Raw genomic sequence first — 22,870 nt, 5'->3', positions numbered from 1 at the left:
ATGACTGCTTATGATGACCTGATCGCCTTTGATCGCGAAACCCAAGCTCTCGCTCAAATCGCGGGACGTCTGGGCTGGGATCAGGAGACGATGATGCCCCGCGGATCGGCTGATCAACGTGGTGAAGAATTCGCAGCGATTGAAGGTGTCCTGCACGCGCGCCGCACGGACCCTCGGGTTGGTGAATGGCTGGCAACGGCAGAGGCAAAGGACGAGGTCGCGACCGCCATGTTGCGCCACATCCGTCGCAGCTATGACCGCGCAATGAAAGTGCCTGCGAAACTTGCCGCAGAAATTGCAAAGGTCACGTCGAAATCCCAAGGCATCTGGGCGGAGGCACGGTCGAACAATGACTTCGCCGCCTTCGTGCCGACCTTCAAAGACGTGTTGCGCCTGAAACGCGAAGAAGGTGCCGCGCTCGCCAATGGTGGCGACATCTATGACGCGATGCTCGATGATTACGAACCCGGTGCGAAAGCTGCTGATCTGGTTGCGATGTTTGATGCGATGCGTCCGCGTCTCGTCGCGCTGCGCGAGGCCGTTCTGGCCCAGCCGCAGCCAGCAAGCGTCACGGGCAACTTTGATGAGGTCGCACAGTTAAAACTGTCGACGCTTCTCGCGGAAACCTTTGGCTACGACATGTCCCGCGGCCGTATCGATAAGGCCGTGCACCCGTTCAGTTCTGGCTCTGGAAATGACGTTCGGATCACGACCCGCACGGCTGCTGACGATCCGTTTAACTGCTTCTATTCGACGATCCACGAAGTCGGGCACGCCTGTTACGAACAGAACATTGATCAGGCCTACCTTCTGTCCCCGATAGGTGGTGGCGTGTCGATGGGCGTACACGAAAGCCAGAGCCGTATCTATGAGAACCAATTGGGGCGCAGCCGCGCCTTTACAGGTTGGCTCTTTGGTAAAATGCGCGATGCGTTCGGTGACTTTGGGATCGCGGACGAGGGCGCATTTTATGCCGCCGTGAACCGCGTGAACCGTGGATACATCCGCACTGAAGCCGACGAATTGCAATATAATCTGCATGTTGTTCTGCGGTTCGACCTCGAACGCGCATTGATCAGCGGTGACCTAGAGATTGACGATCTTGAGGCTGCATGGAACGACCGTTTCAAGGCGGACTTTGGCTACGCGGTCGATAAGGCATCGAATGGCGTTCTTCAGGACGTGCATTGGCCTGTTGGCCTGTTCGGATATTTCCCGACTTATTCACTGGGCAATGTCTATGCGGGCAACCTACATGCGGCATTGCGCAAGGCTGTTCCGAACCTCGATGATGATCTGTCTCGGGGCGATTTGGCGGCGGCGACCGGGTGGTTGCGTGACACCCTGCAACAACACGGTGGCCTTTATGAACCGCGCGACACGATCCGTCGTGCGATTGGAGCAGAGCCAACAGAGGCTCCGCTCCTTGATTATCTCGAAGCTAAATTCTCAGACCTGTATCAGCTCTGATCCCAGTCTGGTTTGCGCTTTTCGATAAAGGCCGTGATGCCCTCGTTGGTGTCACGGTCTAGCATATTGCGCACCATAACGTCGCCCGCAAAGGCATAGGCGTCTTGGGTCGTCATCTGGGCTTGATCATAGAACGCACGTTTGCCGATCTGAACCGCGCTCGCCAATTTTGACGCGATGGTGTTTGCCAATTCATCAACTGCGGCATCAAGGTCATCATGCGGTACAGCGCGGTTGATTAGACCGTATTCTACGGCTTCATCGCAATTGATGAACTTACCGGTGGTGAGCATCTCGAACGCTTGTTTGCGATGAACATTGCGGGTGAGGGCGACCATTGGGGTCGAACAGAATAAACCGATATTCACGCCATTCACGCCAAAACGCGTGCCTTCGGCAGCAATGGCGAGGTCGCAGGTCGCAACCAATTGACAGCCCGCAGCGGTCGCGATGCCGTGCGGTTTGGCGATGACAGGCTGTGGAATTTGCTGGATGGTCATCATCAGGTTCGCGCAGCGGTCAAAGAGATCTTTAAAATAGGCGGCACCACCGTCTGCAGCAGCGCGGCCCGCTTGCATCTGTTTCAGATCATGGCCCGCGCAAAACGCTTTGCCTGCACCGGCCAGTGTGATGACGCGAATGGAACGGTCCATCGCGACCTCATCCAGCGTCGATTGCAGTTCCGCCAGCATCTCGTCCGAGAGCGCGTTGAGCTTTTCTGGTGCATTCATCGTGAGATGCAGAACTGCACCTGTGACGCTACGTTCTAGCAAGGCCATCTTGTTTCCTCCTCTTCCCTGCGGTCACCTTAGGGCAGACGAGCGAGGGAGGAAACTATGCCGTTGGCCATGGACAAAGACGCATTGACGCAGTTCTTAGCGTCGGATTTTTCCCAAGTGGACGGGATGTTTACCATTGAATCCGTTGGTGAAATGGAAGCCGTCATTCGCCTGAACGTTGGCGAAGAACATTTGCGCCCCGGTGGCACCGTCTCTGGTCCGTCAATGTTCGCACTGGCCGATGTGTCGGTCTATTTGGCGATCCTCGCTATGATCGGACCAAAGGCGCTGTCCGTCACCACAAATTGCAGCATCGATTTCATGCGCAAACCCGAAGCGGGCCGTGATTTGCTGTGCCATGTTCGGCTTTTGAAACTTGGTCGTGTTTTGGCTGTGGGTGATTGTTTGCTGTTCTCGGAAGGCAACGATCAAGCTGTCGCTCGTGCCTCGCTGACCTATTCTATTCCGCCGAAATAAAAAGGGGCGGGGAAGTCCCCGCCCAGGTACAGGAAGAGCCGGGGATTAGGCCCTCCAAAAGTATTTCGCAGCCTCAAGCTTTGCCTGCTCGCGGGTGAGGCCGATATCGAACAGAACATGTTCAGGCAGGTCGCGCAGATGTTGACGGGTTTGGCGTCGCATCGACCACGTCTCTACCTTGACCGCGATGGTCACCAGCGCACGTGCCGCGAGGGTCGTGGGCGCAGGAATAATCATCGTGTTCAGCGGGAGGTGGTGGGATACCAGTGTCATCATCTTTCTCTTTACTTGTATTGATACAATGTGGCATTGTGCCGTATATAATCGATACAAAGCCACGCTATGCGTGTCGAGGAATACATTGTGACCGATACAATTTGGCTACCCGATTTAACACAAGCCGACGGACCGAAATATCGCGCGATTGAGGTCGCCATTCGTCAGGCGGTGCGGGGTGGCACACTAAAATGCGGTGATAAATTACCGCCTGTCCGTGACTTAGCGTGGCAGGCAAAGGTCACACCAGGAACCGTCGCGCGGGCTTACAAGAACCTTGTCGATGCAGGGTTCCTTGATGCTGCGGTGGGGCGTGGGACATTTGTACCAGAGCAGAAAGTGGTACAATTCGAAGAAGTCACCGATATGGGGGCGACTCTGCTTAGTCCGCGACTTCCTGACCTTGGTCAGACAGACCTTATTCGGGACGGGTTTCACAGATACGCCGATACAGCTGCCTCTGAATTACTGCTTCGCTATCCTGTGCGTCAGAACCATCGGGATGCGCATGTGGCCTTTTATAACGCGAGCAAAGATTTTCCGATTGGCAATTTCACTCCTGACAACGTGGTTATCACTCACGGCGGTCAGCATTCGATCGTGATGATTTTCCAGACGGTTCTCAAAGGATCCTCGCCCGTCGTGATGGTCGATGAGCTCACCTACGCAGGTTTCCGTCGTGCGGCGGAGCTCTGCCGTGCACCCACGGTTTCGGTCGAATGGGACGAGGAGGGGCCTCGGCTCGATAAATTTGAACGGCTGGTGATCGACCACGGCGTTCAGGTTTACGCGACCTGTTCCGATGTGATGAACCCAACTGCGATGACGACCTCGCTCAAACGGCGCCAAGAGATCGCCGAGATGTGTCGCCGCTATGGTGTACACATCATTGACGACGACAGCTATCGCAATGGTCCCTTCATCGGACCGAGCTATCGCCAATATGTGCCCGAACTGGCGTGGTATACGACATCTCCGTCTAAATCGATCTCTGCAGCCCTTCGGATCGGGTTCGTCGTACCGCCCGAAGGACACCTTAACGCGTTTATCCGCTCGGTCACGTTTAACTCATTCGGCGTACCAACTGCGATTACCTCGGTTTATGCCTATGTCCAGAACCACCCCGAAATGCCGGCAATTCTGAAATCGACACGCGCACACATGGCGGACCGGATGCGCATGGCGCTGAACGTTCTCGGTGGATATAAAGTGCGGTGGCAAGAGAACGTCCCGTTCATCTGGCTCGAGCTCCCTGATGGGTGGCGCAGCGGTGAATTTTGCCGAAGCTCTGAGGCGCAAGGAATCTTCCTCAAATCCGCCGAAGAATTCGGGCCGCGCGACGGGCGGCGGGTTCAAGCGGTGCGGATTGCCCTGAACGGAGGAATCGCTATCGAACGGTTTGAGACGGCCCTAAGAGGGCTCAGGGACCTTTTGGACCATCCGCCCGAGAGAATTACGGTCTAAATCGTGGGGTAAAATAATACCTTAATTTTAAGTAACTGATTTTACGTATTTATTTCGTGTAAATTGCTGTTGACTGGATTTTCGCGGCCTATATAACCCGCCCATCCGAATGAACGGGGCCGTAATGCCCCCAACCAGCAATGGTGTAATATGAAAACCTTCTCTGCTACTCCGGCAGATATCGATAAAAAATGGATCCTGATCGACGCTGAAGGCGTTGTTCTGGGCCGTCTTGCTTCGATCATCGCCATGCGCTTGCGCGGTAAGCACAAGCCGTCCTTCACCCCCCACATGGACATGGGTGACAACGTGATCGTTATCAACGCTGACAAAGTTCAGCTGACTGGTAACAAGCGCGAAAAGCCGAACTACTGGCACACTGGCCACCCGGGCGGCATCAAGTCCCGCACCACCGGTCAGATCCTCGAGGGTGCACACCCCGAGCGCGTCGTCATGCAAGCTGTTAAGCGCATGCTGCCGGGCAACCGTCTGTCGCGCAAGCAAATGACCCACCTGCGCGTCTTCGCTGGTGCCGAACACGGCATGGAAGCTCAGAAGCCTGAAGTTCTCGACGTTAAGTCGATGAACAAGAAAAACACGAGGGTCTAATCGATGGCCGATCAAATCAACTCGCTCGAAGATCTCGCAGCAGCCGCTGGCACCGCTGTAGAAGTAGACGCACCGCGTGAACCTGTTCGTGACGAACTGGGCCGTTCCTACGCAACCGGCAAGCGTAAAGACGCTGTCGCTCGCGTTTGGGTTAAGCCGGGTTCCGGCAAAGTGATCGTAAACGGCAAAGAAATGGCTGTTTACTTCGCTCGTCCGGTTCTTCAGCTGATCCTGCGTCAGCCGTTCCAGATCGCTGGCGTTGAAGGCCAGTTCGACGTAATGGCAACCGTTAAAGGTGGCGGCCTGACGGGTCAGGCTGGCGCTGTTAAGCACGGTATCTCCAAAGCTCTCCAGCTGTACGATCCGTCGCTCCGTGGTGCTCTGAAAGCTGCTGGCTTCCTGACCCGCGACAGCCGCGTTGTTGAACGTAAGAAATACGGTAAGCGTAAAGCTCGTCGTTCGTTCCAGTTCTCGAAGCGCTAAGTCAGCACTTCAATTTTATTACACAAAAACAAAGGCTTGCGGGAAATCGCAAGCTTTTTTTGTTGGTAGCAGTTTTATAGCATATGCCTTGCCGCCTTGACGTTCCGAGTTCGCGTTTTTAGCATATCTGTAGCGTTTGAAGGTGATAAGGGGGGCGTTGTTGGCTTTCTACGAGAACAAGGTTGAGCACTTCGGTGGTTCGCTTGTCCTGTTTCAGCGCAACCTTGCGGTGGCGGTTCCGAACGCTGCAAGCCACCGGAAACCTGCGTGGTATATGCGGCTAAAGATCGGTGGCCGTGCCGGTTACATCACCAGAAGCACGAAGCTGACCAATTACGAAGATGCCTATGAGTTTGCAAAGGGCGAATTGTTTCGGTTGCAGCAAGCTGCGCGTTTAGGTCACAGCCTGACCGAGTTCACGTTTGAACAACATTGGAACGATTGGTATGACCGAAATATCAAAAACAAAGCTTGGAGTGAAAGCCGCCAGAAGTGGCACAAAAATTATGCCGCTCGGTATTTTAGGCCCTATTTTTCGGACAAAGACGGAAAAAGCCTACTCTTGAACGATATCACGCCGACGATAGCGATGAGCTATTGGGATTGGCGTATTAGCTATTGGGATACTGACGAAGGCAAACGTCTTCAAGAATACAATCCGAAGCGAAGGGGGGCTAAAACCCGCAAGACTGCTAACGTGAGCCGCACACCAGCAGTGAAAACCTTGTTGATGGAGCAAAGTGCCCTCAATCAAATTTTTTATGACGCCTTTGAGCGCGGGCGGATGCAGCAAACCTTCAAGATGAAGACCCCTTCAAAGCAGCGGGCACCAAACCGACGCGCGGGCTTTGATGCCCTTGAGTATGTGACATTGGTCAGAAACCTTCGTAGCTACAGGGATTGTGTGGGCCCATTTGCTGATACACGTGTGAATTCTTGGCACAAGTTACAGCGCCACCAGATGTATTATTTCGTCCAATTTCTTGCAAACACTGGACTGCGTGTAGGAGAAGCGCGGGCTATGTGTTGGGGTGATGTCAAATTTGACGTTGATATAGATGGACGCGATGAAAAGCTTGCAGAAATACGCGTCAGTTCCGCTACGAAAAAAGGCCAACAAAGATACGTTCAATCTCAACCAAGTGCCAATCAACACCTGAAGAAATGGCTTGAAATAACCCCCTTCAAGAAAAAATCAGATTTAGTTTGGTTTGGTCAGATTCAAAAGAATGCGACGAAACCGAAACCATTCCAAGATTTGAATAAGAGTTTTCAGGCAATACTGCGGCGCATTCCTTACCAAGAAAGAGCCGAGGGGCTGCTGCGCGATGCAGATGGTGGTAAGCGAAGCCTGTATAGCTTACGTCACACCTATGCTACCCTTCGCTTAGAAAAAGGCGATGTCAGTGTTTATGATTTGAGCCTCAATATGGGCTGCAAGGTTCAGCAGATTGAAAGCCACTACAGCCACGTCGCATCAAGACAACGGCGTCACGAAATTACGAAAGTCAAGGGTGTGAACCCCAAGGCTAAAACTGAAAGCAAGCCAATGACAAGCTCGGAGCGCCTTCTAAGTCTCTTTGAGAGCGGGAAAATTTCCGAAGACGGTTTGCTGAAGTTACTTGAAAGATTTGATGAAAACGGTGCCTGATAGACATCGCGCGCTGGGCAAAAAAATGCGTTGGGAGAACGGATATTGGTAAACTCTGTAGATGAATTGCTTGCGTCTTACCGTGATGCAGCACTAACCGAACGCGACAAAGGCACGTATTTTGAGCGTCTGTGCGCCGCTTTCCTGACTTCCGACCCTGTGCAAGCCGAACAGTATGAGGCCGTCTGGCCGTGGGCTGAATGGATCGCGCAAGCTGGGGCTGCTTGGGCTGCGCAGAATGGATGGACTGGCAAGGACGTTGGGATTGACCTTGTTGCGAAACTGCGGGGCCACGATGGCTATGCAGCCATTCAATGCAAGTTCTACAATCCTCAACATCGGATAGCGCAAGCCGACTTAGCTGGCTTTATCGCAGTCAGTGACAAAGCGCCTTTTCATCATCGCGTTGTTATGGATTCTACTGTGGTGGAATGGTCAAGCAATGCCGAAGCTATGTTGTTGGGCCACGAACGGCACATCATTCGCATTGGGTTGGGTGAACTTCGGGCTTCTCCGATCCAGTGGGGAAGTTTCGCAGCCAAGGGCGAGATCGTCCTTGCAGCAAAAAAGGAACTGCGTCCGCATCAGCTTGATGCACTGACGGCAGTAAGGGCAGGGCTCGCTGAGAATGATCGTGGCAAGGTCATTATGGCGTGTGGAACGGGCAAAACGTTCACTTCGTTGAAGATCGCCGAAGACTTGATTGGAGCAGACGGACTTGTTCTGTTCTTGGTTCCATCACTGGCACTGATGGCCCAGACAGTGCGGGAATGGACTGCCGATACAAAAACCCCTCTGCGTTCCTTCGCCGTGTGCAGTGACACTCAGGTAGGCAAGCGCCGCGTGGCCAAGGAAGACGTTGCAGAGATTTCCAGCCTTGATCTGGCCTTTCCCGCTACGACCGACGCGGGAAAACTTGCGAACGGGGTAGCTGATCCGTCTGACGGCAAGATGACTGTGGTCTTTGCAACATATCAATCTATTCAAGCGGTTTCGGATGCCCAGCGCCTGCACGGTATGCCGTCTTTTGATCTGATTATCTGTGACGAAGCCCACCGAACCACAGGGGCAACGCTGGATGGGCAAGAAGAAAGTAACTTTGTTCGTGTTCATCGGGATGATGTGATCTCGGGCAAGAAGCGCCTCTATATGACCGCAACTCCGCGTATTTTCGGGGATGGCGCGAAAAGCAAAGCTGACGAACTTGGGGTCACGCTTGCGACGATGGATGATGAATCCATCTACGGCCCAACCCTGTTCTATCGCGGCTTTGGCTGGGCAGTGCAGGAAGGGCTTCTGACCGATTATAAGGTGATCGTTTTGGCGATGGATGAGGGGCTTGTTGCCAAATCCGTCCAGAAACGGATGGCCGATCAGGACAGCGACCTTCTACTTGATGATGCTACCAAGATTATCGGATGCTACAAAGCTCTGACGAAGGCCGACATTGCCGTAGATGTCGGTGCTGACACGCAACCTATGAAACGCGCATTGGCCTTCTGTCGTGACATTGCATCTTCCAAAATGGTGCAAAAAGAATTCGCGGCGGTTGTTGATGAATTCCTTGGCAATGATCCTTTGATTGAAGCTGACGACGATGCGCCTGCCGATCAACTCCAATGCCAAATCCAGCACGTGGATGGAACCTTCAATGCCAAGACACGAGGTGAACTCCTGGATTGGCTCAAAGCTGAACCAGAAGAACAGACCTGCCGTATCCTCACCAATGCCCGTTGTTTGAGCGAAGGCGTGGACGTTCCGGCGCTAGATGCCATTATGTTCCTGCACCCGCGCAAGTCGCAGATTGACGTGGTGCAGTCTGTTGGCCGCGTGATGCGGAAAGCCCCGAATAAGCGGATGGGCTATGTTATCCTTCCCGTGGGGGTGCCTGCCGGTGTGCCACCGGAACAGGCTTTGGCCGATAACGAAAAATACAAAGTCGTTTGGCAGATTTTGAACGCGCTTCGTGCGCACGATGAACGCTTTGACAGCACCATCAACCAGATTGATCTGGGGCAGGACGTGTCCGACCGTATCCAGATCATCGGCATTTCCGGCAATCCCGAACAAAGCGAAGAGCTCAAGTCAGTTACGGCTAGTGTAGAGAACCTGCCGACCAAGACCGCCGCAAAACGCACTGGCATCGGCAGCGGGAGTGCAGCAGGTGACGACGACATCATCATTGAAGGCCCCGTCCAAATGGAACTGGAAGGTTTCGTCATTGATGAATTCGCCCGTGCCATCAAGGCCAAGATCGTAAAGAAATGTGGCACCCGTGATTATTGGGAAGACTGGGCCGCGAATATCGCCGAGATTGCCCAAACGCACATCACCCGCATCAATGCCCTGTTAGAGGCCCCAGAAACGCCCGCACGGGCTGCCTTTGATGCTTTCCTTGAAGAACTACGGGACGATCTGAACGGCGGCATTACCCCCGAGGACGCGGTGGAGATGCTTGCACAGCACATCATCACCCGACCCGTGTTTGAGGTGCTCTTTGAAGGCCATCAGTTCACACAAGAAAACCCTGTATCAAGGGCCATTCAAGGTGTTCTGGGACAATTGGCTGAGGCAAACCTTGATAAGGAAAACCGCGACCTTGAACAGTTCTATGCAAGCGTCAAGGCGCGTGCCCAAGGCATCACTGACCCCAAGGCCAAGCAAGAACTGATCCGACAGCTTTACGACCGCTTCTTTGCCGTCGCCTTCAAGCGCGTGCAGTCCAAATTGGGCATCGTTTATACCCCTGTTGAGATCGTGGATTTCATCCTGCATTCGGTAAACGATGTGCTGGAAGATGAGTTTGACCAAACCATCGGGTCAAAGGGGGTTCACATCATAGATCCCTTCACCGGAACGGGCACGTTCGTGACACGACTCTTGCAGTCTGGCCTAATCCGGCCTGATGAGATGGAGCAAAAGTTCCGACACGAAATCCACGCCAATGAGATCGTGCTACTTGCCTACTATATCGCGGCCATCAACATTGAGGCCGTCTTTCACGGTTTGCAGGGTGGCGATGCCTATGTGCCGTTTGAAGGCATCTGCCTGACCGACACTTTCCAGATGTATGAGAAGGGCGACTTGATTGCTCAAATTATGCCTGACAACAGCGAACGTCGGAAACGCCAGCGCGAGTTGGATATTCAGGTCATCATCGGCAACCCGCCCTATGCAGTGTCACAACACATCAGTTATCCTGAACTGGATGGTAGGATTGCAGCAACCTATGCCGCGCACGGGTCTGCTACGAACAAGAACGCCCTTTATGACAGTTACATCCGCGCCATACGCTGGGGTAGTGACCGGCTCGGGGAAAGTGGTGTTCTGGCCTATGTCACCAATGGTGGATGGGTGGATGCAAACACTGCGGACGGCTTGCGAAAGTGCTTTGCGGACGAATTCACCAAAATCTACGTGTTCCACCTTCGTGGCAATGCCCGCACGTCTGGGGAACAGCGTCGGAAAGAAAGTGGTAACGTATTCGGGGAGGGAAGCCGAGCGCCTGTTGCTGTGACACTGTTCATCAAGAACCCTGAATCGGCCCAGCGGGGCGAAATCCTTTTCCACGACATTGGCGACTACCTGTCACAGCAGGACAAGCTGAACATCATTCGTGGCTTTGGCAGCATCCGAGGCATCACGGCCAAGAACGGCTGGCAAACCATTGAACCTGATGAATACGGAGATTGGTTGAAGCAGCGCGATGGCAGTTTTGCAGAATACATCGCAATCGGTGACAAAAAGAGCGATCAGCCGGTTCTGTTTGAGAACTATTCGGCTGGCCTGAAAACCCAGAGAGATGCGTGGTGCTTCAACTCATCGCGGGATGCTTTGGAAGGCAACATTGCCCGCACAGTGGAATATTATAACCACCAGCTTGATGCCTATCGTGATGCCAAGGCCGTAAATCCAACGATAGAACCGGATGAGTTCACCAAGGATGCAGGGCGCGATATTTCGTGGACTCGCGCCCTGCGTAACGACTTTGGCAGGCAAAAGCCGCTTGCTGTAGAAGATGGCACTTATGTAACCGCGCTATATCGTCCCTTCTTCAAGCAATGGCTCTATTTTGGCCGCCGCTTGAACGAAATGGTCTATCAAATCCCCCGGATTTTTCCTGAGGCTGGGATTGAGAACAGGGTTATTGCTGTTGTGGGTGCAGGTGGTGGGCGCGAGTTCACGGCCTTGATGTCAGGAACACTGCCAGATTTAGAGCTTATGAGGGCAAGTCAGTGTTTTCCGCTAAAGCTCTATGAACGAGCGGATACATCTGAACCAGATGATCTGTTTGCAGTTCAAGACGCTACAAGCGGCTTTACAGTTCGTGACGGTATAACCGATGCGGGTCTGAAACACTTCCAAGCCGCTTACCCGACCGAAACCATCACTAAAGAAGACCTGTTCTACTATGTCTATGGCTTGCTGCATTCGGATGACTACCGCGACCGCTTTGCCGACAGCCTGTTGAAAGAACTGCCCCGTATTCCGACAGTCAAGAAGGTAGAAGATTTCTGGGCATTTGTGGGCGCTGGGCGCAAGCTGGGCGACTTGCACGTCAACTATGAAACAGCCGCCCCTTATCCAGTTGTAGTGGCCCAAGGCGACCTACGCCTTGCCACCATTCCCGACCCCGAAGCGTTTTTCCGCGTCACCAAAATGCGTTTTGCTGGCTCGGGCAAAAGCAAGGACCGCACCAGCATTATCTACAACAGCAACATCACCATCACGAACATTCCCGAAGAAGCCTATGACTATGTGGTCAACGGCAAGCCTGCGATTGAATGGGTGATGGAGCGTCAAGCCGTAAACGAGGACAAGAAAAGTGGCATCGTGAACGACGCCAACCGCTACGCCACCGAAACCATCGGCGATCCCCGTTACCCCTTTGACCTGCTTTGCCGCGTCATTACGGTGAGCGTTGAGACTATGAAGATCGTAAATGGACTGCCCCCGTTGGATATTTGATCCAATTCACCAAGCCCAGCGCAAACGAGAAATGCCCCTTTTGGGTGGAGCGGTCAATTCGTGGGTGTCCCATTATTCTCGCCGCGCTTGGCGGGTTAGTTCTTGGATTGAAAGATAGTTTCAGCGGACATCAAAAGTGCGATGTTGCCGTCTTTCTCGTAGATAGCACCACTACCTTCTGCTGGGGCAAGGTCACCTTTCACTTCTAACATTTTGAGATGCCTATTTTTACGATGAACGAAGATTGCCCCGTATTCACCAGGTCCTTGAAACACTTCTATGTTCGCCCTCTTCAATTTCTTTAACACTTGAAGCTTTTGTTCCACATTTTCAAATGGTGCCCAGAACTGGTCACTGATAACCATACCCTTGTTTGGAGCGGTCATCATTTTTGCCCAATTAAAGGCGATGCGGCGATTTTCTCTGCTAATCATTCGTTTTCCTCTCTGTGTTGGTGGGGCAGACAACGCCCTGTTGTTCCGTGGAAGGCGTCATTTCCGCCACGCTGACAGTCGGTTTGGGGCATTCCCATAGTACCGATTTGATTTCTTGGATTTGGTGGAGCGGGCGTTTGTGGGGGTCCCACTCATCTCGCCGCTACAAGATCAATATATTATAAAAATACTAATAGGTCAAAATCACTCATAACGGTTCCGCTAGACTTGTTAGTTTTTTGACTTTTGGTATGCTGTTACAATGACCGAACGCAGACTCTTCATCTACAAACGATCTTTCAAGGGGAACCGCTTACGGGCGACAGGCAACTTTGTTGCCCGTGATCTGCGCGAGGCTGCGGCAACACCAATTTGGAGCAATAAAGACGAACACCCAGAGAAACGAGCCCCGCACCCTTGGGAATACTCGGTCTATTACTGGTGGTGGGAGTTTCTACGTAGGCACGAAGGCTACAAGAAGTGCTGCGAGAATGGGGGTAAGGGCAGGTATGCGAGCCTCTACAAGGACTGGGGTGACATCCACTCCTCGCCTTATTGGGAGTGGTGGTCCAAGAAGGTGGTTGATGAACACGGCGACACTTGGATGAGAGGTGAATACCTGTTTGCAGAACCCCTTCGTTCAATCAGGGTCGTAGGTGAAAACTGGGTAGACTCAAACCAAGATCCATACTCCATCACCATCAACGTTCCTCTTGAAGTAGGGACACGAGACTTGGTGGCAATGTTTCGTCGTGTGCTCAACCAGCACTCGGACAAGCGAAACGCGGCGCGAAGTGTGAGCAATGCACTCTACCCAGTTGCAACGAAGGTTCCTCTTCGGGCTTTGTATTGGGCGTTGAGAGCGTGGGACGTTCAGCAGGAAACCAAGAACCAGAAACCAAAGGTAAAGAACCATCAAAAACCTGCTCTAATGGGAATCTCTTTATGGAACTTAGATGATGAAGGGGACCGTCAGCGGGCAAGAATGGAGTTCAAACGCTACTTTTTGGCAGCAGAAGATTATATTGCTTGTGCCGCTGACGAAGGAACCTTTCCAAAACGAAGGACCAAGAAAAACTCACTCTGATTGGCCTGAGTGCGTTAGTTATCCGAATATGATTGGCGGTAAATTTCTATCTTCGCGTTCTATATTTATTTCTTTTACTGCTGCAATAATGCGGTCACGAACCCAATTGCTGTGTTTTATTTCAAGAGAGCGCGATGCAATTTCCCTGGCGCATAGATCGGCAAGGTGTTCGTATTTGTCGGCTACATCCATTAGCACCTGATGCCGTCTATCCCGCATCAGGGTTGATTGTTTTTTTAGTTGCTCCATAAGGTTCATCAGCACTTGGCTTGAGGGGCGCATTCCTCTGGATTTGATGCTGCGATAATAGCTTGGGTTCTTCAAAAGCCATAAGGTGGAAAACTCATCCGACTGTATCGGTCTTGTTTTTTGGATTTCTTCAAAAATCATTTGTATGAACATATTATTTCCTTTCAGTGTTAGCCGCGACGCGGCCAACATCAATCTTCGCATTCGTTCTTCATTTGCTGCGCAAATGCATCACAAATGCTTGCTTGAGTTTTTTCTTTATATTTATCTTCTGTTTTCATTAGGAAACACAGGTCACGCCTTGGCTGGCGTGACCTATGACCTACTTTCATTGAGGTCTCCTTGCCGCACACACACGACCCCGAAAGGGGTTCGGCAGGTTTTGCTGTCTCCGATTATGTGTCGCCTTACGCAGATCGCAGGGGGTAAGTGTGCGGAATCCGCCCTGTGTCTTGTGGGGTGCATTTGTTAGATGCGTGACATCCCACTCACTTCTTCTTCATTACTGAATAACCAACCATTCCGAAGCAGGAAACGTTACACCCGATGGGGTCGTTTAGGCATCCCACCATCAATGGGGTAGTCCTGCAAAGCGAACAATAGGCAGTTCGTTTATGCTGACGTTTTCAAATTACGCCACCACAGCACGGTTACAATCGGCGCGCCAACCTTCATCCTATTTGTGTGGGCTACTGCCCTTCAAAGTTATTTATCTCTCTCCGCTACATCAGTCGCGGAATGTCCAAATTTCTTCATTTTTCAAAGTGTCACGTTTGAGTGTAGGCATATGGCACACGGTCAAAGGTGATAATAAGTGTCACATATGGGTCCATTGTAATCATTTGTTACAGATGTTACATTATATGTAGAATCAAATGTTACACCTTGGAGGCAAAGATGAAGGTTGGTTACCAGCGGGTCAGTTCCGAAGGTCAGAACCTTGACCGTCAGGAACTTGGAACGGATGTGGAGCGCATCTTTGCTGAGAAGGTGAGCGCGAAGAATTCTGACCGCGCTGCCTTGCAAGAAATGATCGCCTTTGTTCGTGATGGCGATGAGGTGGTGGTGTTCAGCATTGATCGTTTGGCTCGCGACCTGCGAGACCTGCAATCCATCATCCAGACCTTGAACGACAAGGGCGTTCGTATCTCCTTCCTTTCCGAACGACTAACTTTCAGTGCAGACGCAGACGACGCCTTTGCGAAGTTACAGCTTCAGCTGATGGGCGCGTTCGCTGAGTTTGAGCGCCGTATCATCCGTAAGCGTCAGGCAGAGGGCGTAGCAAAGGCTAAAGAACGCGGTGCCTACAAAGGCCGTCAGGCGACGATTGATGCGCGTCAGGTCAAGGCACTAATGTCTGATGGGTTGTCACCGACGCAGATCGCCCGACAGCTTGGTATATCTCGCCAGTCTGTCTATCGTCTTTCTGCTGCATAAATAACTGTATGAACATTGATGAGATCATATCGGACAAAAAGCAGATCAAGGAGCAGGAGAGGGCGATACTTGGTAGGTATTGCCTTACTCTGGCCGACCTCGGCTTTCTGCGGCGTATCCGGCAGATGCGCGGCGTTGTAGACGATGAACGCCTGAAGCAGCTTCAGGTTATGTATGGCTTTTATCGCGAAGCAGATGCAACTTCCCGAATGGACCGTGATATTGTGCGCGATATGGCAGAAGACGCCCTCGGGGAGCGGGCAAAAAAGGCCAGAAAAGAACGTCAAAACGCACTACGCAAGCTCACCTGAGTGAATTCTAAGAATTAGCATAACGTTAGCAGAAATTATTATAATATAAATAATACAACAAAATCAGTAACTTGTAAAGATACCTAATAGCGAAGCGTTAATTCGTTTCTTGCGACTTACGGAAAAGGGCACCCTCGGGTGCCCTTTTTCATTTGTGTCAGCTGTCAGGCGGTAGAAGTCCCAGACCGCGCAAATAGACCCCAATGCCCGTTTCGAGCAGGTCCTCAGGCGGGAAGGGTGATTTAGTCCCAGGGGACCCCCGCGCGAACAGCTCGACGACGCCGTGGCTCATGGCCCAGATATGCGCGCTGAACATCTGAGGTGGCGGACGGCGGTCAGCGGGGATGTGTTGGCTCAGGTCCTCGGCAGCTTTCTCCATCACACCCAACGCACGTTTAGACGCTGCAGCTAGTGCGGGATCACGCTGGATTGATACGCCGCTTTCGAACATCGCGATGTAGTGGCCCGGGAATTTCCGCGCAAAAGCGAGGTAGGCACGACCCGTCGTTTCAAACGCAGCCAGCGCGGTAGGCTGACCTTTGTTATAGGCGTGCTCCATCAGGTCGCCGAAAATCTCATACCCTTGGCGGGCGGCTTCTGCGATCAGCGCTTCGCGACCGTCAAAGTGACGATAAACGGCAGCAGGGGTCACACCTGCCTCACGGGCGGCCTCGGACAGGGTAAAGCCTGTCGGACCCCTTTCCTCAATCAGCTTGAGACAGGCGTCGACCAACGCACTGCGCAGGTTTCCGTGATGATAGCCGCGTTTAACCATTCCAGATGTCAGGACCGCCTGCGATTTTCGGGTCAATCTGCCCGATGTTGTTCGTGTCTTTGCGGTGATAGTCGATCTGGGTCAAGACTGCACGGATCGCATTCAATCGGGCGCGTTTTTTGTCGTCAGAGCGAACAACAGTCCACGGCGTCTGTTCCGTGTGCGTTCGGGTCAGGGTTTCACCGATCGCCTCGGAATATTCATCCCATTTCTTTAGACCCTCAACGTCAATCCATGAGAGTTTCCATTGCTTTAGCGGGTCTTTCTCACGTTCGAGGAACCGTTGAAGCTGCGCGGCCCGCCCGACATTGAGCCAGATTTTAAATAGCTTGATCCCTTCATCAACCAACATCTGTTCAAACGGAATAACCTGTTCGAACCATTTGTCGCGCTGCTCATCCGTGCAGAAACCAAAGACCTTTTCGACGACGCCACGATTATACCAACTACGATCAAAGAACACGATTTCGCCAGCGGTCGGCAGTTGTTCAACGTAGCGCTGGAAATACCATTGACCGGCCTCAACCTCGGTCGGTTTAGAGAGCGCAACCACACGCGCGCCACGGGGATTCAGATTTTCGCGGAACCGTTTGATGGTGCCACCTTTGCCCGCTGCATCGCGCCCTTCGAACACGATGGCGATCCGATCACCGCTTTCCTTAATCGCGTTCTGCAAACGGACGAGTTCGATCTGGAGGGCTTCCATTTCGTCCTCATAGTCCTTTTTCTTCATTTCCTCATCGTAGGGAAAAGAGGCATCCAGAATTGCGTTTTTCTCTGCGCTTTCAATGGCTTTGCGCACCTCTTTGGGGGCGTCGTTTTTGAAAAATGCGCTGATGGCTCCGTCGAAGGGTAGTTCCATGTCTTGCTCCGTCTTTTGAACCACTATGGCGGGCACAGCGACGTAGTTCAATCGACACAAAAAAGGCGGCCACAGGGACCGCCTTTGGATTATTTGCCAATGTCGTTCAGATCATATGGCGTCGACTGATAGACCTCGTTGATCCAGTTGCCATAAAGCAGGTGCGCGTGGCTCCGCCAACGGTTCTGCGGCGCCCGCGACGGATCATTGTCGGGATAGTAGTTCGCAGGCACGTTGATCGGCTTACCAGCTGAAACATCGCGGTCATATTCTTCTTTGAGCGTTCCACTGTCGTATTCGAAGTGGTTGAAGATATAGATCGCACGGTGAGCAGGATCTTCGACCAATGCAGGTCCCGTTTCTGCGCTATCGAGCAGAATATTGAGCCCATCGATCGGTTCAATTTCATCACGGCGCATTTCGGTCCAGCGGCTTACAGGCATCACTAGATCGTCAGAGAACCCACGCAGGTAGGGAGATGCGGGCTGACAATTCGTGTGACGCACGCAGCCGAAAGCCTTATCCGACAGGATGTGTTTTTGCACACCGTGGAAATAGTTGATCATCGCCATACCACCCCAGCAGACGCCAAAGGTGGATTGGACGCTGGTTTGGGTCCATTCAAAGACCTCTTTCAACTCGTCCCAATAGGTCACCTCTTCGAACGGGAGGTGTTCGATGGGTGCACCAGTGATGATCAAACCGTCGAATTTCTCGCCGCTGGCCTTCACCTCTTGGAAGGGGCGGTAAAACTCGGCCATGTGTTCGGCAGCGGTATTACGCGTCTCGTGCTCTGACATCCGGATCAGCGACAGTTCGATCTGAATCGGGGTTGCCCCCAACAGACGCGCAAACTGGTTCTCTGTCTGGATTTTCTTGGGCATCAGGTTCAACAGACCAAACCGCAGAGGACGGATGTCCTGTTTGGCTGCCCGCTCATCCGACATGACCATCACACCTTCGTTCGTCAGAACGTCGAAGGCAGGAAGGTTGGCGGGGAGTTTAATAGGCATTGGTCTGGTCCTGATAAAGTTGAGAGGCGCTATGTAGTCCCGTTAAGCGCGAGCCTCAAGGGTGCGGGCGATCAGCTCTTGGAAATCTTCGGCAGAGCGGACGGCGTAGATATCTTCAGCCTTCACCGTAATGCCCCAGCGATTAGCCATGGCACGATAACGCGGCTGACGATGGTCGAGAGCCTTGCGGTAGGTCCAACGGATGAAATCATCAGGGTTCACGTCGTCAGGCGACACCGATTTTTCAGCCAGATAGTCGGCCCACGCCTTGGTCAGAAACTCTGGCTGATAAGACATCGGCTTTGGCGCTTTGCCGAACCGACGGCAAAGTTCATCGATATGCGCGTCAGAGCCCTCAATCCATACGCAGAGGCATTCTTTGGCCAGCGCGGTCATGATTGGATCATTCGCGTCATCCGGATCAACCCATTCGCAGATCGATCCACCCGTATCGCAAATGAAATTCGGATAGCCATAAAGAGACTGCGCACGGCGGATGAAATAGCTCGTGTCCATCAGTGCGTCGATTTCGGCACGGCGGAACTGATCCTGACGGCGGCGATATTCGTCAATCGGAACGCCACCTTTGTTCGGATCACCAGGTTTGCCGAGGTAGGAGGCCACAGGCGACAGGTTCTCGAACGTGATGTTTGACCCGATGTAAATCGAATCCGACATCAGGAGGTCCCGTAAGAACGGTACCTTCATCGCCTCGGCCTTGGCGTTGTCGGCGATGTATTCGCCCATGTAACGCGTGCCGATGCGGTAATCGACGCTGTAATGGAACCAATCCCCCTGATCCCGCAGAAGGTTAGACACATATGTCTTTCCCAGTCCGGACATGCCGAACAGGAGGATGTGTTTGTTGGGCGCGTTGCGCCAATCGTCTGCGGTTTCGTAAATCATGGTGTCCGGTTCGTTGATCGGGCTTATGGCTTTGGGGTTTTGCCGATCGGCAGCCGCCCGTCAAGAACGACCAACCCCAGCGTCAGCACCATAAAGCCCACATAGGCGTGCCAGTCTAGTGTTTCTCCGTAAACCATGGCACCAAGGCAGATCGCAAAGGGGATGATCAGAAGCGTCACGAGGCTCAGGTTGCCAGCGCCCGCAGTTGTTAGGACGATGTAGTAAAGCCGATAGGCCACCGCGCTCGCCATGATCGCGAGATAGAGAACCGCTGCGATGCTGCGACCACTGTAGGCAAAGTCAGGCACGCCGTCCGTCCAAAGGGCGAGGGGGATCATTATGAGGCCAGCACCCGTCAGCATGCCTGCACTCGCAACCTCAGGCTGGAGACCGCGCAATGTGCGGCGCGAGATGATAGCCGACAGTGCATAAGACAGTGACGCACCAAGGATCGCCCATTGCCCCAACGCGCTGAGGTTCAGGTTCCGAAACGCATCAAAACCGATCACCACGACAACTCCGGCAAAGCCGATGAGCACACCGACCAAACGGTTCAGGGTGAGGCGTTCATCGGCAAAGGCAATCGGCACCAAAAGCACCGTAAAGAGCGCTGTCGTCGCATTAAGAATGCTGGCCAAGCCACTGTCAATAAACTGTTGTCCCCAAACAATGAGGGTAAAGGGCAGGGCGTTATTCAGGAGCCCATGCATCAGAAATATCGGGATATATCGGGCCTGTTTGGGCACCTTGGCGCCACCTAGATAAATCCACACCCAGAGCACCATCGCCCCGCCCGTGACCCGAAACGCAACCGTCGTGTAAACGCCGATGCTCTCAAGCGCCGCGCGATTGGCAAGGAACGATCCCGCCCAAATCAGCGCCAAAATGAGGATCATGCCCCATGCCTTAGGTGATAGTCGCATCTGCGGAGTCATCGGCGCCTCGATATTTGATCAAAAAGACAAAACCACACAAAAAAGCCCCGCACAATGGCGGGGCTTTGGGAATTTATCGGCTGGGATTAGTAGTTGTATGCCAGCTTCAGACCGATGGCTGTTGCGGAGTTGTCGGTGAAGGAAGAACCAATGTCTTCGGTCGTAGCATCACCCAAATCAACATAGCGAATACCGCCAGATAGCTCCATTCCATTGGTGAAAGTATAAGCACCACCAATTGAGTAGCTTATGTAGCCGTCGGTCGGGGACAAATTACTTACGGCAGCACCGAAGTCTTTTTCATACGATACGGCAAATTGAGCAGCGAAATTATCGCTGAAGCGACGGCCAACGCCAACAGTGTAGGTCGTTACATCCTCGTTGCCGAAGTCAGCAAGGTTTCCTGCAATTAAATCGTCTACTGTCGCTTTAGACCATTCTGCCCAGCGAATATTTGCGAAGGCCAACGTATTTGCTGCGATCCCTGTTTGGAAATCGACATTAACGCTTTGCGGCATTGTGGCTGTTAGGTCACCCACAGTACCATCCATTTCGAACGAAGTTTCCGACGAATAGGTCACCGCTGCTCGAAGCGCGATTTCTGGGATTTCGTAGGCCGCACCAAGTACAAACCCTACGTCACTATCGGACGAGTAATCCGAACGATAGTCTACACCTGGCCCATTCAATGGATTGTTTGCTTGGTAAAAGCCACTTGCTCGTACCATTCGGGGGCCACCGTAGACACTTACATTATCATCAACGTGATATTGAGCAAGGATGGTGAACCCAGTCGATTTCACTTCAGCACCACTCTCATAAACGATGTAGCCTGGAGTTGCGTAGTCGACATTAGCCCCAAATGGTTGATCCATAATGATTGCAAGTGACCAATCATCATTTAGATCAGTCTTAAAGGCGAAACCAACTTGTGTGTAGTCTGGAGCAACACTACCCGAAGATGCTCCAGGCTGGTTCAGTGCGTTCGGCCCAACACCAGTAACATCCGGGCTCACTGATCCGAACGAAATCTCTGCGTAGGTGCCTTCTTCGAACAGAGCGGTGATGCTCTGACCGGAACGGTCCATGCCGCCTGCGTAGGCTGCGGTGGTGCCGAGTAGCGGCACCACATTAAGGTCAATATTTACAGGAAATGCGGACCTTAACTATCTGTAAATACTTCATGAATTACCTCAGCCCTAGCATTGGGCTTGCCATGAGTGTTGACCAAAATGCAGACCAAAAGTGTCCCATATACGTTTAACCGTGAAGGTTATTATTACTTCTCTAGACGTGTGCCGAACGACTTAGTTGAACATTACAGCTATCCACGAGTCGTTCAGTCGCTGCACACAAAGCAGTACTCAATAGCTCGAACACGTGCTGTGATGCTGGCGGCTAAACTTGATGAACATTGGTCTCACATGAGGCTCGCCCATGCTGAGCTACCAGGAAAGCATTTACTCAAGCAGAAGAACGTTTCGTTTGTGCAGAGTAGTGCTGCACCTCAAGTCGTACAGAGCATGAGCTTAACTGAAGCTGTTGAGATTTACTTGTCTCTGAAGGGCGCAGGTAAACCGAAAACTTTCCATGCTGCTGCACATCGCACCTGTGGCTACCTTGTTGACGCTTGTGGCTTGAAGCAATTGCATGAGTACACTCGAAGTGATGCTCTGGCTTTCCGTGACAGTCTGATTGCCCGTGGTTTGGCAGGGACTAGCATCACTCGCATCTTTAATAGCGTCGTTGCTGTGTTCAACTTTGCTAACTCTGAACATGCATTGGGGCTCAAAAATCCCTTTACTCGTATATACTATGACAGGTCTGCTGGAGTGTCAGAACGTCAGCCTATTGCGGTTCAAGACATCCGAGTTATTCAAGCCAAATGTAAGGACTTTGATGATGAAGCCCGATGGTTGGTAGCGTTAGTGAGCGACACTGGACTTCGCTTGGCTGAAGCAGCAGGTGCAATGGTGTCGGACCTGAAGCTAGATCATCCTGTCCCGCATATCGTCATTGAACCCAATAGTTACCGTGGCCTGAAGACGATTAGCAGTAAACGTATTGTGCCACTTGTCGGCGCATCTCTCTGGGCTGCCCAGCGCATTGTGAAGACCTGTAGCGATCCAAAGGGACCAGCGTTTCTGAGGTATAATAAAACTGGCCAAACCAATGCGAACTCAGCAAGTAGTGCTATGAATAAATGGCTCAAACCTTTTGTAGGGAGAGGGTGCTCACTACACAGCTTCCGTCACTCAATGCGTGACAGACTAAGAGCCGTTAACTGCCCAACTGAAATGGTGGATCAGCTTGGGGGATGGTCGCATGATAATGTGGGGCAGGGTTATGGTCGTGGGTACGGCCTCGAACAACTTCAGCAGTACATGAACGCTATTGTTATATCTTAAACAGCCCCTGACTTTCGATTGGTCAACACTCATGGCAAGCCCAATGCTAGGGCCGAGGTAATTCATGAAGTATTTACAGATAGTTAAGGTCCGCATTTCCTGTAAATATTGACCTTAATGTGGTGCCGCTACTCGGTGAGTTTTTGGTGCTATTCCCGTTACAGGCACAACAAATCTGCTAACACTCTGAATTCATTACATAGGCTAACCTTTAGTTCATCACAATACGGCACATAATGGTCAGTAATTTGGTCAGTAGAGCGTGAGAGCTTGTAC

22 protein-coding genes are annotated in these 22,870 nt (G+C 52.3%); 11 read left to right on the top strand and 11 right to left on the bottom strand.

Translation table 11 applies throughout. The features are described 5' to 3' along the window. Positions 1-1,470 carry a carboxypeptidase M32 gene (locus tag QWY83_RS05640; protein WP_249945714.1) on the top strand — a complete coding sequence of 490 codons (1,470 nt, stop codon included), beginning with the start codon at positions 1-3 and terminating at the stop codon, positions 1,468-1,470. Here the strand turns inward: QWY83_RS05640 and QWY83_RS05635 are convergent. Continuing rightward, positions 1,461-2,249, bottom strand: coding sequence for an enoyl-CoA hydratase (locus QWY83_RS05635; RefSeq protein WP_249945715.1), 789 nt, complete (start codon positions 2,247-2,249; stop codon positions 1,461-1,463). The two genes, QWY83_RS05640 and QWY83_RS05635, sit on opposite strands and share 10 nt — an antisense overlap. Positions 2,250-2,306: 57 nt before the next feature. Between QWY83_RS05635 and QWY83_RS05630 the strand changes: the two genes are divergently transcribed. Beyond that, positions 2,307-2,726, top strand: coding sequence for a PaaI family thioesterase (locus tag QWY83_RS05630; RefSeq protein WP_249945716.1), 420 nt, complete (start codon positions 2,307-2,309; stop codon positions 2,724-2,726). A 45-nt stretch (positions 2,727-2,771) separates the two neighbouring features. Here the strand turns inward: QWY83_RS05630 and QWY83_RS05625 are convergent, their stop codons facing one another. Next, positions 2,772-2,999, bottom strand: a complete 228-nt coding sequence (locus tag QWY83_RS05625; RefSeq protein WP_249945717.1) for a DUF1127 domain-containing protein — start codon at positions 2,997-2,999, stop codon at positions 2,772-2,774. A gap of 90 nt (positions 3,000-3,089) precedes the next feature. Between QWY83_RS05625 and QWY83_RS05620 the strand changes: the two genes are divergently transcribed. From QWY83_RS05620 to QWY83_RS05600, 5 genes are all read left to right on the top strand, one after another. Further along, the gene (locus tag QWY83_RS05620) at positions 3,090-4,466 is read left to right on the top strand and encodes an aminotransferase-like domain-containing protein (RefSeq protein WP_249945718.1); all 1,377 of its coding nucleotides are present in this window, start codon (positions 3,090-3,092) and stop codon (positions 4,464-4,466) included. Positions 4,467-4,616: 150 nt separating this feature from the next. After that, positions 4,617-5,075, top strand: coding sequence for a 50S ribosomal protein L13 (gene rplM, locus QWY83_RS05615; RefSeq protein WP_067545108.1), 459 nt, complete (start codon positions 4,617-4,619; stop codon positions 5,073-5,075). A 3-nt stretch (positions 5,076-5,078) separates the two neighbouring features. Then, entirely contained in the window at positions 5,079-5,558 is a 480-nt protein-coding gene (gene rpsI / locus QWY83_RS05610; RefSeq protein ID WP_067545105.1) for a 30S ribosomal protein S9, read from the top strand. 160 nt (positions 5,559-5,718) lie between these two features. After that, entirely contained in the window at positions 5,719-7,209 is a 1,491-nt protein-coding gene (locus tag QWY83_RS05605) for a tyrosine-type recombinase/integrase (protein ID WP_249945719.1), read from the top strand. A 45-nt stretch (positions 7,210-7,254) separates the two neighbouring features. After that, positions 7,255-12,177: a DEAD/DEAH box helicase gene (locus QWY83_RS05600; RefSeq protein ID WP_249945720.1), complete on the top strand. Its 4,923-nt coding sequence runs from the start codon at positions 7,255-7,257 to the stop codon at positions 12,175-12,177. Between the two features lie 95 nt (positions 12,178-12,272). On the opposite strand, the gene QWY83_RS05595 is transcribed toward QWY83_RS05600, so the two are convergent. Beyond that, positions 12,273-12,611, bottom strand: a complete 339-nt coding sequence (locus tag QWY83_RS05595) for a hypothetical protein (protein WP_249945721.1) — start codon at positions 12,609-12,611, stop codon at positions 12,273-12,275. Between the two features lie 262 nt (positions 12,612-12,873). Here QWY83_RS05595 and QWY83_RS05590 point away from each other — a divergent pair, with 262 nt between their 5' ends. After that, positions 12,874-13,698, top strand: a complete 825-nt coding sequence (locus tag QWY83_RS05590) for a hypothetical protein (RefSeq protein ID WP_249945722.1) — start codon at positions 12,874-12,876, stop codon at positions 13,696-13,698. Between the two features lie 18 nt (positions 13,699-13,716). Here QWY83_RS05590 and QWY83_RS05585 read toward each other — a convergent pair whose 3' ends face one another. Together QWY83_RS05585 and QWY83_RS05580 are read right to left on the bottom strand one after the other, a co-directional pair. Further along, a complete protein-coding gene (locus tag QWY83_RS05585; RefSeq protein WP_249945723.1) occupies positions 13,717-14,100 on the bottom strand; it encodes a DUF6626 family protein in 384 nt (127 codons plus the stop codon). Between the two features lie 38 nt (positions 14,101-14,138). Then, positions 14,139-14,279, bottom strand: coding sequence for a hypothetical protein (locus QWY83_RS05580; protein WP_249945724.1), 141 nt, complete (start codon positions 14,277-14,279; stop codon positions 14,139-14,141). A 565-nt stretch (positions 14,280-14,844) separates the two neighbouring features. Between QWY83_RS05580 and QWY83_RS05575 the strand changes: the two genes are divergently transcribed. Together QWY83_RS05575 and QWY83_RS05570 are read left to right on the top strand one after the other, a co-directional pair. After that, entirely contained in the window at positions 14,845-15,384 is a 540-nt protein-coding gene (locus QWY83_RS05575) for a recombinase family protein (protein WP_249945725.1), read from the top strand. An 8-nt stretch (positions 15,385-15,392) separates the two neighbouring features. Next, positions 15,393-15,695, top strand: coding sequence for a hypothetical protein (locus QWY83_RS05570; RefSeq protein WP_249945726.1), 303 nt, complete (start codon positions 15,393-15,395; stop codon positions 15,693-15,695). Between the two features lie 157 nt (positions 15,696-15,852). Here QWY83_RS05570 and QWY83_RS05565 read toward each other — a convergent pair whose 3' ends face one another. From QWY83_RS05565 to QWY83_RS05540, 6 genes are all read right to left on the bottom strand, one after another. After that, positions 15,853-16,470 (bottom strand): TetR/AcrR family transcriptional regulator, encoded by a 618-nt coding sequence (locus QWY83_RS05565; RefSeq protein ID WP_105235060.1) that lies wholly within the window; start codon positions 16,468-16,470, stop codon positions 15,853-15,855. Beyond that, the gene (gene ppk2, locus QWY83_RS05560) at positions 16,463-17,332 is read right to left on the bottom strand and encodes a polyphosphate kinase 2 (RefSeq protein ID WP_249945727.1); all 870 of its coding nucleotides are present in this window, start codon (positions 17,330-17,332) and stop codon (positions 16,463-16,465) included. The genes QWY83_RS05565 and ppk2 overlap by 8 nt, the downstream gene beginning before the upstream one ends. 89 nt (positions 17,333-17,421) lie before the next feature. After that, positions 17,422-18,345, bottom strand: coding sequence for a homoserine O-succinyltransferase (locus QWY83_RS05555; protein ID WP_249945728.1), 924 nt, complete (start codon positions 18,343-18,345; stop codon positions 17,422-17,424). A 42-nt stretch (positions 18,346-18,387) separates the two neighbouring features. After that, positions 18,388-19,251 carry an ATPase gene (locus QWY83_RS05550; protein ID WP_249945729.1) on the bottom strand — a complete coding sequence of 288 codons (864 nt, stop codon included), beginning with the start codon at positions 19,249-19,251 and terminating at the stop codon, positions 18,388-18,390. A gap of 23 nt (positions 19,252-19,274) precedes the next feature. Beyond that, positions 19,275-20,174, bottom strand: coding sequence for a DMT family transporter (locus QWY83_RS05545; protein WP_249945730.1), 900 nt, complete (start codon positions 20,172-20,174; stop codon positions 19,275-19,277). A 98-nt stretch (positions 20,175-20,272) separates the two neighbouring features. Beyond that, on the bottom strand, positions 20,273-21,316 hold the full coding sequence (locus QWY83_RS05540) for an OmpP1/FadL family transporter (protein WP_249945731.1): 1,044 nt from the start codon (positions 21,314-21,316) through the stop codon (positions 20,273-20,275). A 102-nt stretch (positions 21,317-21,418) separates the two neighbouring features. On the opposite strand from QWY83_RS05540, the gene QWY83_RS05535 reads away from it, so the two are divergent. Further along, complete coding sequence (locus QWY83_RS05535) at positions 21,419-22,594, top strand: DUF6538 domain-containing protein (RefSeq protein WP_249945732.1); 1,176 nt, start codon at positions 21,419-21,421, stop codon at positions 22,592-22,594. The last annotated feature ends 276 nt before the right edge of the window (positions 22,595-22,870 follow it).

This window comes from Marivivens donghaensis, assembly GCF_030410045.1.
Lineage (GTDB): Bacteria > Pseudomonadota > Alphaproteobacteria > Rhodobacterales > Rhodobacteraceae > Marivivens > Marivivens donghaensis.
The sequence above is the reverse complement of the archived record's forward strand: the minus strand, read 5'-3'. Positions and strand labels throughout refer to the sequence as shown.